Genomic DNA, 12,389 nt, shown 5'->3' on the forward strand with positions numbered 1-12,389 from the left:
GAAACTGTAACGCATGGCACCTGAGACGCAAGCGGGACCGGCCGGCGCCGCGTTGCCGCTCCCCCCGATGAAGTGGGACGCCTGGGGCGACCCGGCCCTCGCCAAGGAGCTGTCCGCCGACATCAAGGCCCTGCTGGCCGCAGCCCTCGGCGTCACCGGCGACGCGACCCCCGGCCCGTCCGCCGACGAGGTCGTACTGAGCCCCTCGCGGCTGGCCGAGGCCGACCTGAAGGCGCTCGCCGCCGTCGTCGGCGAGGCCCACGTGAGCGCCGCCGACGCCGACCGCCTCCCCCGGGCCGGCGGCAAGTCCACCCCCGACCTGCTCCGCCGGCGCAGCCGCGGACCGCAGGACGCGCCCGACGCCGTCGTGCTGCCCGGCAGCGAGGACGAGATCACCGCGCTGCTCGCGCTCTGCGCCGAACGCCGGATCGCCGTCGTCCCGTTCGGCGGCGGCACCAGCGTGGTCGGCGGTCTCGACCCGGAGCGCGGCGTGTTCACCGCCGTGGTCTCGCTCGACCTGCGCCGCTTCGACCAGCTCCTCGACCTGGACGAGACCTCCGGCGAGGCCGTCCTCGGCGCGGGCCTGACCGGCCCGGCGGCCGAGGCCCTGCTCTCCGCCCGCGGCTTCGAACTCGGTCACTACCCGCAGAGCTTCCGCTTCGCCACCATCGGCGGCTTCGCGGCCACCCGCTCCTCCGGCCAGGACTCCGCCGGGTACGGGCGCTTCGACGAGATGGTGCGCGGCCTGCGCGTCGTCACCCCGGTGGGCGTGCTCGACCTCGGCCGCGCCCCCGCCTCCGCCGCCGGCCCCGACCTGCGCGAGCTGTTCCTCGGCTCGGAGGGCACCCTGGGCGTGATCACCGCCGTCCGGGTGCGGGTGCACGCGGCACCCGCGGTGAAGGCGTACGAGGCCTGGTCCTTCCCGGACTTCGCGACCGGCGCGGCCGCCCTGCGCGCGGTCGAGCAGCAGGGCACCGGCCCGACCGTCATCCGGCTCTCCGACGAGGCCGAGACGATGGTCAACCTGGCGATGACGGAGAAGATCGGCGGCGAGCCGGCCGTCACCGGCTGCCTGGCGGTCACCGTCTTCGAGGGCACCGCGGACCAGGTCGCCACCCGTCACCAGCTCACCCGCGACGCCCTGCTCGCGGCCGGCGGCACCTCGCTCGGCGAGGCGCCCGCCCGGGCCTGGGAGCACGGCCGGTTCAACGCGCCGTACCTGCGGGACTCGCTGCTCGCCGCGGGCGCGCTCTGCGAGACGCTGGAGACCGCGACGGACTGGCGCCGGCTCGCCGACCTGCGCTTCGCCGTCACCTCCGCGCTGACCTCGGCGCTCCCCGGCGCGCTCGTCCTCTGCCACATCTCGCACGTCTACCCGACCGGCGCCTCGCTCTACTTCACCGTCGTCGCCGCCCTCGGCGAGGACCCGCTCACCCAGTGGGCCGCCGCCAAGCGCGCCGCAGGTGACGCCATCGTCGCGGGCGGCGGCACCATCACCCACCACCACGCCGTCGGCGCCGACCACCGGCCCTGGATGGCCGACGAGATCGGCGAGTTGGGCGTCCGCATCCTGCGCGCGGTCAAGGCCGAACTCGACCCGGCGGGCATCCTCAACCCCGGCAAGCTGATCCCGTGAGCAGCCCTTGGGGCTCCCCCCGGCCGAAGCCGGGGGGAGCGCGAGTCGCCGGAAGCCGCGCGCGGGCTCATACCCCTGCCGAGTGCAGCGAGGTGGGCGCATGAGTGGGCCGGGAGGGGCCGTCCGCCGCGTCGTCCTCCTCACCAACCCCGCCGCGGCCGCCGGCCACGCCGAGCCGGCGGCGCGGCGCGCCACCGCCCGCCTGCGCGCCCTGGGCGTCGAGGTGGACGAGCAGGCGGGCACCTCGGCGGAGGAGTCCCTCCGCCTGGCCCGAACCGCCGTCGCCTCCGGTTCCTGCGACGCGCTGGTGGTCGTCGGCGGGGACGGCATGATCAACCTCGGTCTCCAGGCCGCGGCCGGCAGTGACGTGCCGCTCGGCGTCGTCCCGGCCGGTACCGGCAACGACCACGCCCGCGCGTACAACCTGCCGCGCGACGCACCCGAGGCCGCGGCCGACGTCGTCGCCGCAGGGCACACCCGGTCCGTGGACCTCGGGCGCGTCACGGCTTCGGACGGATCGTCGCACTGGTTCGGCTCCGTGCTGGCCAGCGGCTTCGACTCGCTCGTCAGCGACCGCACCAACCGGCTCCGCTGGCCGCGCGGCCGGATGCGCTACAACCTGGCCATCCTGGTCGAGTTCGCCAACCTCCGGCCCCTCCCCTTCCGCGTCACCCTCGCCGACGGCACCGTCATCGAACGCGACCTGACGCTGGCCGCCGTCGGCAACACCAGCAGCTACGGCGGCGGCATGCTCATCTGCCCGTCCGCCGACCCCGCCGACGGCCTCCTCGACCTCACCCTCGTGTCCGCGATGCCCAGGCTGCGGATCGCGCGCTTCTTCCCGACCCTCTTCAAGGGGACGCACGTGGAGCGCCCCGAGGTCACCACCCACCGCACGGCCTCGCTGCGGATCGAGTCGCCGGGCATCACGGCCTACGCGGACGGCGAGTTCATGGCCGCGCTGCCGGTCGACGTCACCGTCGTCCCGGGCGCGCTCCACCTGCTCGCCCCGGCCTGACCGCGGACCGCTGTGGGCCCCGTCGGAGGATCTCCGGCGGGGCCTTCGCCGCCTTCGCGACCGGTCAGCCGAACAGCAGGTCGCGCAGCGTCACCAGGAACATGCCGGCCCCGACGGCCATGAACCCGCATCCGACGATCTTCTGGACGACCACGACGGCCCGGTCCGTCCGTTCCCGGCCGGAGACCTTGTCGCTCACCCGCCTGAGGGCAGCAGGCGTACTCGCCTGAGCCCGTTGCCGGTGCCACGTCGCGAAGCCCCGGAAGTCGGTGACGATCCCCCAGCCCAGCGCCGCCACCAACAGGGCGAAGACCAGGGCAGCGATCCGCCCTGCCGTGCCCATCTCCCCCGCGGGACCTCCCGCCACGGCAACCGCCGCCACCCTCTGATGCACTGCGCCTCCCCCGGTGGCAATGACGAACACCACCATGCCAGAGCGCGGGCGCCCACCCCACGGCCGCAGCCCCGCACTCTCCGCCTCCTGGCGACGAGCCGGACGGACGGCCGGACGGCCGGACGGCCGGACGGCCGATCCTGCACAGGAAGTCGGACCGGCCGACTTCCTGCGCAGGGTCGCTCACCGCTCCTGGGGCGAGGGGACGCGCACGGACGCCATGCCGGCGGCGGTCGCGGCCTGGATGCCCAGATCGGTGTCCTCGAACACCAGGCAGTCCCGCGGATCGACGCCGAGCCGCTCGGCCGCGAGCAGGAAGGCCTCCGGGTCGGGCTTGGCCTTCGTGTACTCGCCCGCGCAGACCAGCAGGTCGAAGCTGTCGAGCAGCCCGAGGGTCGTCAACGACGCCGTGACGGACTCCCGGGTACTGCCGGAGACCACCGCGCTCGGCAGCCGCCCGTGCGCGTACTCGACGTGGGCCCGGATCCCGGGAACGGCCTTGAGCTGCGGCAACAGCTCGCCGTAGAGGTCCTCCTTGCGGCGGGCGACGGCGTCCACCGGCATCGCCAGCCCCTGCTCCTCGTTGAGCGAGGCGATGATGTCGGCGACGGTCCGCCCGCCCCAGGCGTAGAAGAGGTCCTCGGGGAAGGTGCAGTGCCACTCGTCGAGCGCCTGCTTCCAGGCCCGGTAGTGCAGCGGCATGGAGTCGGCGACGGTGCCGTCGCAGTCGAACAGGTAGGCCCGGAACGTGCCCGGCGGCAGCGGGATGATCATCGGATCAGGGTATCTCTCGTCCGTTTCCCGGCCCGCGGGCCGCCCGGTTGTCAGTAGACTTCGGCCTCGACTTCGTCCATTTCCAGGCCACTTGGGGGGCGCCATGGACGTGCACATTTCCGTGACCGGTGAGCAGACCGCCGGGGAGGCCGAGTCGCTCGCGGACTGGCTGCGGGGGGAGCCGGGGCTCGCGGGCGTCAGGCTGACCGGCGCGGTGCCGGCAGCGGGCGAGCTCGGCTCGGTGGCGGACCTCGTGACCGTCGCGGTCGGCGCCGGCGGCGCCGTCTCGGTACTGGCCGCGTCCCTGCGCACCTGGTTCGCCCAGCCCAAGCGGAGCGACGTCCGGCTGAAGATCCGCCGGCCCGGCGGCGAGACGGTCGAGTTCGACGCCAAGCGGGTCCGTGGCCAGGACCTGGAGGCCATCCTGCGCCAGGTGCTGGACGGCGGCACGTCCGAGCAGGAGTGACGTGCGCCTTCCGGATCCCCAGCGGTCCCGGATCGTCCTGATCGGTGCGGGAAGCTACACCGATCAGGACCTTCCCGACCTCGACACCGTCCGGCGGACGATCACCGACCTCGCCGCGGTGTTCACCGACCCGACGCACGGCCTCGTCCCCGAGCACAACTGCACGGTCCTGCTGGACGACGGCGACATCCGCACCGTCGGCCGGCGGCTGCGCGCCGCCGCGCAGGAGGCCGAGGACCTCCTGCTGGTCTACTACGCCGGGCACGGCCTCGTCGCCGGACGCCGCCACGACCTCTACCTCGCCCTGCCCGACAGCGAGTTCGAGGCACCGGAGTTCGGCTCACTGGAGTACGACAAGCTGCGCAGCGCAGTCCTCGACAGCCGGGCCGCCGCCAAACTCATCGTCCTCGACTGCTGCTTCTCCGGCCGGGTCGTCACCGACTCGATGGCGGGCGGTGCGGGCGAACAGCTCAACCGCCTGGAAGTGGAGGGCACTTACGTCCTCACCTCGGCCCAGCGCGACCAGGTCGCCCTCTCCCTGCCCGGCGAGGACCACACCGCCTTCTCCGGACGCCTGATCCGGCTGCTGCGCGACGGGATGGCCGGCGGCCCCGAACTCCTCACCGTCGACGACCTCTACCGGCGGCTCTCCGCCACCATGACCGCGGAAGGCCTGCCCGTCCCGCTCAACCGCGCCACCCGGACGGCAAGCCTGATCGCCCTCGGCACCAACCGCGCGTACGCGGCGGCGGCCGGGCCGGACCTGCGGAAGCGGGTGAGAGCCGCCGTCGAGCAGGGCAAGTCCGGTGACTGGCAAGGTGCTTCGGAGGAGCTGCGCCGCATCCTCGACGAGCAGACCCGCATCCTCGGCGCCGACCACGAGGACACCCTCCGCAGCCGTCAGTGGCTCGCCCACAGCCTCGGCGGCGCCGGCGACCCGGCCGAGGCCGCGCGCCTGCTGCGCCCGCTCCTCGCGGACCACACCCACCTGCTCGGCCCCGACCACAGGGACACCCTGCGCAGCCGGCAGTTCCTCGCCGTCAACCTCGGGGAGGCCGGCCACCGGGAGGAGGCCGTCGCCATCCTGCGCATCCTGCTCGCCGACCGCAGCCGGGTCCTCGGCCCCGAGAACCCGCAGACCCTGCGGACGCGGCACCTGCTCGCGCGCAACCTGGCGCTGACCGGTGCGGTGGAGGAAGCACGCGCGCTGCTGCGGCAGTTGGTGGACGAGCGGGAACGAATCCTGGGAATCGGGCACGAGCACACGGAACGGGCCCGGACGGATCTGGCGGGGCTGGGCCCGGAGGGGGGTGAGCGGTGACCGACTTCGAGAAGTACACCGATCGCGCGCGGCGGGTGGTGAACCTGGCCCAGGACGAGGCCCGGATGCTCAACCACAACTACCTCGGCACCGAACACCTGCTGCTCGGCCTGCTGCACGAGGGCGAAGGGGTCGCCGCGGTGGTGCTCGGCCGTCTCGGGGTCACGCTCGGAGCAGCCCGCGAGCAGGTCGCAGACTTCATCGGCCTCGGGCAAGTGCCTCCGACCGGCCACCTCCCCTTTACCCCGCGTGCAAGGAAGCTCCTGCAGCTACTGGCCTTCGACGAGGCCAGGACGCTCGGCCACGTGTACGTCGGGACCGAGCACCTCCTGCTGGCCCTGACCCAGGACAGCAGAGGCGTCGCTGCCCAGATCCTCACGGACCGGTTCGGCATCCCGCTCGCCCGGATCCGGCACGACGTGCCCGCCATCCTGTCCGGGTCCGATCCGGAGCCGTTCGTGCCGGACGCACCGCCCCTGCCGCCCGCGCCGCATCGGCCGCCCCTCACGCACCGGCCACTCCTGGACGGGCTCGCCCGCGACCTCGGCCGGGAAGCCGCAGGCCAGGAGCTCTTCCCCGTCGTCGGCCGGACGGCGGAGATCGAGCGGATCGCCCAGGTGCTCTCCCGGCGGCACCGGAACGTCCCCCTGCTGGTCGGCGACCCCGGTGTGGGAAAGGCGAGCGTGGTCGCCGGTCTGGCCCACGCCGTCGCGGCGGGCACCGCACCGGCCGTCGTCGCCGGCCGGAAGGTCTACTCGCTCGACGTCGGCGCGCTGTTCACCGACCCCCAGCACCACGGCCGGTTCACCGAGTTGATGTCCGGCCTGCTCGCCGAACTCCAGCAGGGTGACGGTGGCGGTCTCGTCCTCTTCCTCGACAAGGCGCTCACCGTCCTGCACACCTCTGACGGCCGGGCGGAGGCACTCGCCTTCTTCCGGCCGGCACTGCGGCTCCCCGGGGTCTCGGTCATCGCGGCCTGCACCGCGTCCGAGTTCCGCCGCCGGGATCCGGACCCGGGCCTCGACGACTTCCTCCAGCCGCTGGCGATCGGCGAGCTCTCCGCCGACGAGGTGCAGGAGGTCCTCTCCCACGTGCGTCCCCGCTTGGAGCAGCACCACGGCGTCGCGATCACCGACGAGGCGCTCCGGGCCGCGGCCGAGCTGGCCCGCGACCACCTGCCCGGTCAGGCCCTGCCCGGCTCGGCGATCGACCTGCTCGACCAGGCGAGCGCCGTGGCAGGGAGCCGGCGGGTCGTCGAGCACGCCGACCCGGTCGCCGCGGAGTTCGAGCAACGGCTCACCGAACGCCGGGGCCACCTGGACTCGGCGACGGCCTCGCAGGACCTCGTGCTCGCAGGCCACTACGCGGAGGAGGTCGAACGCCTGACCGCTGCTCTCGCCGAACACCGCCGCCGTACCGCGCCGGAGGGGCCGCAGGGCCGGCTCGTCACCGCCGCCGAGGTGACCGAGGCCCTCACCACCTACGCCGGTGTCCCGGAAACCCCCGCACCCCGCACCCCGGCCCGGCCCGCGCGCAGCGGCCTCCACGATCCCTCGGTCTGGTCGATGAGTTGAGCACGCGCTCACTGCGCAGGAAGTCGGCGGGAGCGACTTCCCGCGCAGTGGGAGAAATGCCGGCGCGTGCCGGGGGCGGCCCCGGTACCGTGCCGCTGTGCCCAGCTCCCCCGCCCACTGCCGCGCCCACGGCCCCGGCCTCGATCCCGCCTCCCTCATCGGCCGTCGGCTGACCGGCGTCGTCGCGGCGTGGCACGTGTACGAGGAACGGCTCGATCCCCTGCCGGTGGAGGTCTGGCTGCTCGACGACCTGGGCGGGGCGATCCGCGTGGCGAGTGGGACGGACTGGTGCCTGGAGTTGGAGCCGTCCGCGCCGTACGAGGGCTACGACATGGGCGACTGGGGACGCTTCGAGGTCACCGCGGCGGACGACGCGACGCCGTTCGCCCGCCACCTCGGCGAGACCGTGCTCGGCGCGCGGGAGGAGTACGAGCCGCTCACCGGCCGGATCGCCGTCGAACTGGACTTCGCCTCGGGCACCGTCCGCTGCGCGAGCGAGGACGGTGTCCTGCACCTGCGAGCCGTCGAAGGCCCGGCTACCCGTTCCCCCGGCGCCGGCTGACCGGGTGGCCGGTCACCTCCACGGCGTCCGTCGCGCAGTCCGCCGTCCGGGTCAGGGGGGACGCGCCGCGGCGGGGTCCGGCGGGGTCCGGCTCCTAGGGTGGGCCGCGTACGGAAGGCCGGGGTGCCTCAGGAGGAGGACCGGTCCCCTACCGCTGTCGCGACGCGGTGCGCCGCCCGGCAGCGCCCGAGGCCCGCAGCGGCAACCGACGAGGCCGAGGCCGGGCCCGTTCCCGCCCGTCGGCCGAAAGGTGCCCCTTCCCGTGCTCAGACATCCCCGCGCCCGCGCCGCGCGCCGGCTCACCGCCCTGCTGCTCGGCGCCCTGCTCAGCCTGCCGCTCGTCGCCCCCGTCACCGCCCACGCCGCCCTGGGGGACGTGGTCGTGTACGAGGTGCCGTCGTTCGACGCCTTCACGATCGGCATCACCGCCGGGCCGGACGGCAACGTCTGGTTCACCGAGAGCGGCACCAACAAGATCGGCCGGATCACCCCCACCGGCGACGTCACCGAGTACCCGGTACCGACCCCCGGGAGCACGCCCGCCCTCGTGACCTCCGGCCCGCTGAACAGCCTCTGGTTCACCGAGAGCACCGGCAACCAGGTCGGCCAGATCACCACTTCCGGCGACATCACCGAGTACCCGCTGCCCATCGCCGGCTCGAACCCGCTCGGGATCGCGGCTGGGCCGGACGGCAACCTCTGGATCGCCGAGAACGGCATCAACAGCATCGGCCTGATGGTCCCCAACGGCAGCAGCATCCCGATCCAGCTCCCCCACGCCAACAGCTCCGTCCGCGGGATCACGGCCGGGCCGGACGGCAACCTCTGGTTCACGGAGTACCTCGGCAACCGGATCGGCCGGATCACCACCTCCGGCGACATCACCGAGTACCCGCTGCCCAACGCCGGCAGCCTCCCCGACGGCATCACCGCCGGGCCGGACGGCAACCTCTGGTTCGCCGAAGGGGCGGGCCGCATCGGGCGGATCACCCCGTCCGGCAGCATCACCGAGTTCCCGTTGCCCGACCCGGCCACCAGCCTGACCGGCATCACCTCCGGGCCGGACGGCAACCTCTGGTTCGCCGAAGGGGCGAGCCACATCGGGCGGATCACCACCTCCGGCGACATCACCGGGTTCCCGCTCCCCGGCCCCGCCCGCCTGCCGTACTACCTGACCGCCGGTGCGGATCGCGGGATCTGGTTCACCGAGATCTGGGGCAGTGCGATCGGCCGGCTCGACCCACTGGCCGCTCCGACGGCCGCTCCGGCGGCGGGCCTGGCGGCCCGTCCCAGCGCGCCCTCCACCGCCGGCTGACACCGCCGGCTGACACCGTCGACTGACACCGCAGCAGCAGCGAACCCCGGGCCGAAGGGATCGGCCCGGGGTTCGCTGTTCAGGGACGGCTCAGCTCTTCGGCGAGGCCGAGGGCAGGGCGCCGCTCAGCAGCGGCCACTCGCGGTGGAAGGGCGGGAGCGGGAGCTTGCCCTCGATGATCGGGGTGCCGAAGACCTTCAGGTGCGCGGTGAGCGCACCGTTCAGGTCGACGCCGCCCAGCAGTGCCCAACTGCCCTGGAGCTGCGGCGAACCGCCCGGGACGTCGACGGCCAGCGAGCCGTCGGCCTGCGCCCGCAGGTAGGGGGCGACCGTCGCCTCGACGCCGACGGTGTCGTAGAGGCCGACGCTGACCTCGGCGGCGAGTGCGGCCCGGACGGCGGCCTTGCCGGAGACCCGGACGTGGACCGGGGAGACCTTGGTGTCGGCCGCGTCGGTGCCGGAGGTCCAGCCGCGGCCGCCGGTGTAGTCGGCGTGGACGGCCCAGTTACCGGTGATCTCCTGCTCGGCCTCGACGTGGACCTTGCCGTCGGCGCCGATCTCCAGGTAGCAGGTCAGCCCGAGGTTGACCACGACCGGCAGGCCGGCCACCGTGACGACCGGGCTGGCCTGGAGCTTGGCGAACGGCAGGCGGATCGGCGCGGAGCCGGTGCTGCGGGCGAGATCGCCGCTGACCTTCCACTGCGCGTGGGCGCCCAGGTCGAAGCCGATGGACGCGGTGCGCGGGCTGCCGGCACCCGCGCCGTGGTAGGCGAAGTGCAGGGCGGGGTGCAGCTGGAGCGAGGCGGAGGCCGCCGCGCTCAGGCCGTCGGGCAGCGGGATCGGCGCGTTGACGTCGACCTCCAGGGTGCCGGAGGCGTCGGCCTTGGTGGTGCCGTTCTCGCGGGCGACGGTCGCCTTGAGGTCCTTGACCAGCGGCGTCACCTTGATCGCGTTCGGGTCGACGGGCACCTTGCCGTCGGCCTCACTGCTGCCGAGCAGTTCGGAGAGGGTCGCGGGCCGCGTGGCCACGGTGACGGCCCCGCCGCCGGCCGACTTCACGGCCGTCACGGCGACCAGTGCGCCCTGCGGCGCGGCCTCGGTGGGCGGGCTGGCGAGGAGCTGGCCGGGCTTGACGGCCTCGGCCGGGGTGGCCGCGGCGGTCGGGGTGGCGGACGCGCCGGCGGAGGGACCGGCGGACGGGCCGGCGGACGGACCGGTCGGCGCGGCGGCCGAGAGGACCGCCGTGCCCGCGGCCGGGTCGTACGCGGTGACCTTGAGGTTGCCGGCCTCCGGGGCGACGGCCGCACCGTCCTTGCCGGGCGCACCGATGGCGGCCTGCTGCGCGCCCGGCTGGGCGGCCGCGACCGGCAGCGTGGCGGCCTCCGCCGGCCGGCCGGCCGAAGGCGTCGCGGTCTGGCCGCCGGCACCGGCCCGGGGCGAGCCGGACGGCCGTGCGGCCGGTCCGGCCGTCTTCGCGTGACCGGCCGGGTTGGCGGGGGTCGCCGGGGCGGACGTGGTCGCCGGAGCGGCGTTGCCGACGGCCTCCATGTCGACCGGGGCGGCCTGCTGCGTGCCCGAGGTCGGGCCGCACGCAGCGACACCGAGCAGCAACAGCGATACGAGGGCAGGGCGGACCGCCGTGCCGAGGGGACTCTTCAACGAAGCTCTTTCGAAGTGGCGGACGCCCGTACGGGCGCCCGGGACCAGTGGCTTCAGCGGCGGCCCGAACGGCCGCGCCCGCGCTATGTTACTGACGGGAAACAAGCTTGTCGAAGACATGCAAACGGTGAACGAATGGTCAAGGAACCATCAATTCCCTGCCACGAAAGACAAGTTGACCGACTTCACTGAAAGGCCACCAGACCTTCGGCGGGTGCCTCCGGCGCACCATTCCGCCGACCGGCGGGCCACCACCCCCGCCGGTCGACCGGGTCATTCCCCGCCGGGAATTGTTCCCATCACCTGCCCACCGCAGGATGAGTGCTGTCCGGGCACACCGCCGACACAGCGCGAGGAGCACACCATGACCACCACCGCCACCACCCCCACCGCACAGGACATCGCCGACCGCTACATCGCCCTCTGGATCGAGCCGGACCCTGCGGCGCGCCGCAAGGCGATCGAGCTGGCCTGGGCGGAGGGCGGCGTGCACCTGCTCCAGCCTCCGGTGGAAATCCGCGAGCGGGCCGCCGAGTTGGGGTTCGACGACACCGTGCTGGAGGCTTCCGGGCACGACGCCATCGAGACCCGGGTCGCCCGCAGTTACCAGGAGTTCGTCGCCGCCGGGGAGTTCACCTTCCGGGCCCGCGGCAACGCGACCCGGCTGCGCAACATGCTCACGTTCAACTGGGAGATGGTGCCCGCCGCCGGCGGCGAGGCGCTCGGCAGCGGGCTGGAGGTGCTGGTGCTGGACGAGGAGGACCGGATCACGGCCGACTACATGTTCCCCGGCGCCTGAGCCCCGTCGGCCGCCGGACCGGCCACCACCGAACCGACCGTCGGACCGGCCGCCACCGCACCGGCCACCGGGCCTCCCTCCGCCCGCAGCGCCGCCGCCGTCGCCTCGTCCGCCGGGAGGAAGGCCTCCAGCTTCAGCTCGGCGAGCGTGATGTCGACGGCGGTCGCGAAGGTGGTGACCGTCGTCATCAGGTGCAGGTCGCCTCGCGAGGTGCGCAGGTGGAGCGGCACGGCGAAGCCGAGATGGTCGGCCCCGACGGAACCGAACTCGGGTACGTACGAGGCGAGTTCGGCGTGCAGCTCACCGAGGTGGGCCGTCCGCTCCACGATGTGGCGGGCCCAGGCGGCGAAGTTGAGGATGCGCGGGGCCAGGCCGTCGGGGTGGAGGGCGAGACGGTAGGCGTTGGTCCCGGGGCCGACCAGTTCGGGGGCGGCACCCTCGGTGATCAGGTCGAGGGCCGCGTTGGCGGCGACCACGGTGCCCTGCCGGTCCACCACCAGGGCGGGGTAGGGCAGGTGGCCGGCGAGGATGTGGTCGATGGCGGTGCGGACGGGGGCGAGGTCGGGGCTGTCGAGCGCGCTCTCGCGGTACGCGGGGGCGTAACCGGCCGACAGCAGCAGCTCGTTGCGCTCGCGCAGCGGAAGGTCGAGCGACTCGGCGAGGCGGACGACCATGCCCCGCCCCGGTACCGAGCGGCCGGACTCGATGAAGCTGAGGTGCCGCTGGGTGGTGCCCGCGCGGGTGGCGAGGTCGAGTTGGCTGATGCGGCTGCGGGTGCGGCGCTCACGGAGCGTCTGGGGAAAGTCCACGTGCCAGTTGTAGCCGGTGCGGCGGAGTACCGGCCATTCCCCCAAGGGAATTGTGACGACAT

Annotated in this window: 12 protein-coding genes; 8 read left to right on the forward strand and 4 right to left on the reverse strand. The window is 73.9% G+C overall.

Going from position 1 to position 12,389, the window contains the following annotated elements:
• The first annotated feature begins 13 nt into the window (after positions 1 to 13).
• Positions 14 to 1,636, forward strand: a complete 1,623-nt coding sequence (locus ACFC1F_RS16880) for an FAD-binding oxidoreductase (protein ID WP_376159045.1) — start codon at positions 14 to 16, stop codon at positions 1,634 to 1,636.
• Between the two features lie 100 nt (positions 1,637 to 1,736).
• Positions 1,737 to 2,654, forward strand: coding sequence for a diacylglycerol kinase (locus ACFC1F_RS16885; protein ID WP_376159047.1), 918 nt, complete (start codon positions 1,737 to 1,739; stop codon positions 2,652 to 2,654).
• Between the two features lie 64 nt (positions 2,655 to 2,718).
• Here the strand turns inward: ACFC1F_RS16885 and ACFC1F_RS16890 are convergent, their stop codons facing one another.
• Both ACFC1F_RS16890 and ACFC1F_RS16895 read right to left on the reverse strand, forming a co-directional pair.
• On the reverse strand, positions 2,719 to 2,997 hold the full coding sequence (locus ACFC1F_RS16890) for a hypothetical protein (protein ID WP_376159049.1): 279 nt from the start codon (positions 2,995 to 2,997) through the stop codon (positions 2,719 to 2,721).
• Between the two features lie 234 nt (positions 2,998 to 3,231).
• The gene (locus ACFC1F_RS16895; RefSeq protein WP_376159051.1) at positions 3,232 to 3,822 is read right to left on the reverse strand and encodes an HAD family hydrolase; all 591 of its coding nucleotides are present in this window, start codon (positions 3,820 to 3,822) and stop codon (positions 3,232 to 3,234) included.
• A gap of 103 nt (positions 3,823 to 3,925) precedes the next feature.
• On the opposite strand from ACFC1F_RS16895, the gene ACFC1F_RS16900 reads away from it, so the two are divergent.
• The 5 genes from ACFC1F_RS16900 (at position 3,926) to ACFC1F_RS16920 (ending at position 9,060) form a co-directional block, all read left to right on the forward strand.
• Positions 3,926 to 4,288 (forward strand): hypothetical protein, encoded by a 363-nt coding sequence (locus ACFC1F_RS16900; RefSeq protein ID WP_376159053.1) that lies wholly within the window; start codon positions 3,926 to 3,928, stop codon positions 4,286 to 4,288.
• A gap of 1 nt (position 4,289) precedes the next feature.
• The gene (locus ACFC1F_RS16905; protein WP_376159055.1) at positions 4,290 to 5,609 is read left to right on the forward strand and encodes a tetratricopeptide repeat protein; all 1,320 of its coding nucleotides are present in this window, start codon (positions 4,290 to 4,292) and stop codon (positions 5,607 to 5,609) included.
• Positions 5,606 to 7,183 carry a Clp protease N-terminal domain-containing protein gene (locus ACFC1F_RS16910; RefSeq protein ID WP_376159057.1) on the forward strand — a complete coding sequence of 526 codons (1,578 nt, stop codon included), beginning with the start codon at positions 5,606 to 5,608 and terminating at the stop codon, positions 7,181 to 7,183. The genes ACFC1F_RS16905 and ACFC1F_RS16910 overlap by 4 nt, the downstream gene beginning before the upstream one ends.
• Before the next feature lie 97 nt (positions 7,184 to 7,280).
• Positions 7,281 to 7,745 carry a hypothetical protein gene (locus ACFC1F_RS16915; protein WP_376159059.1) on the forward strand — a complete coding sequence of 155 codons (465 nt, stop codon included), beginning with the start codon at positions 7,281 to 7,283 and terminating at the stop codon, positions 7,743 to 7,745.
• A gap of 262 nt (positions 7,746 to 8,007) precedes the next feature.
• On the forward strand, positions 8,008 to 9,060 hold the full coding sequence (locus ACFC1F_RS16920; RefSeq protein ID WP_376159061.1) for a hypothetical protein: 1,053 nt from the start codon (positions 8,008 to 8,010) through the stop codon (positions 9,058 to 9,060).
• A gap of 90 nt (positions 9,061 to 9,150) precedes the next feature.
• Here ACFC1F_RS16920 and ACFC1F_RS16925 read toward each other — a convergent pair whose 3' ends face one another.
• Complete coding sequence (locus tag ACFC1F_RS16925; RefSeq protein ID WP_376159063.1) at positions 9,151 to 10,719, reverse strand: hypothetical protein; 1,569 nt, start codon at positions 10,717 to 10,719, stop codon at positions 9,151 to 9,153.
• 364 nt (positions 10,720 to 11,083) lie between these two features.
• Between ACFC1F_RS16925 and ACFC1F_RS16930 the strand changes: the two genes are divergently transcribed.
• On the forward strand, positions 11,084 to 11,518 hold the full coding sequence (locus ACFC1F_RS16930; RefSeq protein ID WP_376159065.1) for a hypothetical protein: 435 nt from the start codon (positions 11,084 to 11,086) through the stop codon (positions 11,516 to 11,518).
• On the opposite strand, the gene ACFC1F_RS16935 is transcribed toward ACFC1F_RS16930, so the two are convergent.
• The gene (locus tag ACFC1F_RS16935) at positions 11,497 to 12,327 is read right to left on the reverse strand and encodes a helix-turn-helix domain-containing protein (protein WP_376159067.1); all 831 of its coding nucleotides are present in this window, start codon (positions 12,325 to 12,327) and stop codon (positions 11,497 to 11,499) included. The two genes, ACFC1F_RS16930 and ACFC1F_RS16935, sit on opposite strands and share 22 nt — an antisense overlap.
• Between the last annotated feature and the right edge of the window lie 62 nt (positions 12,328 to 12,389).

It is taken from the genome of Kitasatospora sp. NPDC056181 (genome assembly GCF_042266225.1).
Lineage (GTDB): Bacteria > Actinomycetota > Actinomycetes > Streptomycetales > Streptomycetaceae > Kitasatospora.

What these genes read in the sequence shown, in the direction of transcription:
- ACFC1F_RS16880 (WP_376159045.1), top strand. Translation starts at nt 14, where the DNA reads ATGGCACCTGAGACGCAAGCGGGACCGGCCGGCGCCGCGTTGCCGCTC.
- ACFC1F_RS16885 (WP_376159047.1), top strand. Translation starts at nt 1,737, where the DNA reads ATGAGTGGGCCGGGAGGGGCCGTCCGCCGCGTCGTCCTCCTCACCAAC.
- ACFC1F_RS16890 (WP_376159049.1), bottom strand. Translation starts at nt 2,997, where the DNA reads ATGGGCACGGCAGGGCGGATCGCTGCCCTGGTCTTCGCCCTGTTGGTG.
- ACFC1F_RS16895 (WP_376159051.1), bottom strand. Translation starts at nt 3,822, where the DNA reads ATGATCATCCCGCTGCCGCCGGGCACGTTCCGGGCCTACCTGTTCGAC.
- ACFC1F_RS16900 (WP_376159053.1), top strand. Translation starts at nt 3,926, where the DNA reads ATGGACGTGCACATTTCCGTGACCGGTGAGCAGACCGCCGGGGAGGCC.
- ACFC1F_RS16930 (WP_376159065.1), top strand. Translation starts at nt 11,084, where the DNA reads ATGACCACCACCGCCACCACCCCCACCGCACAGGACATCGCCGACCGC.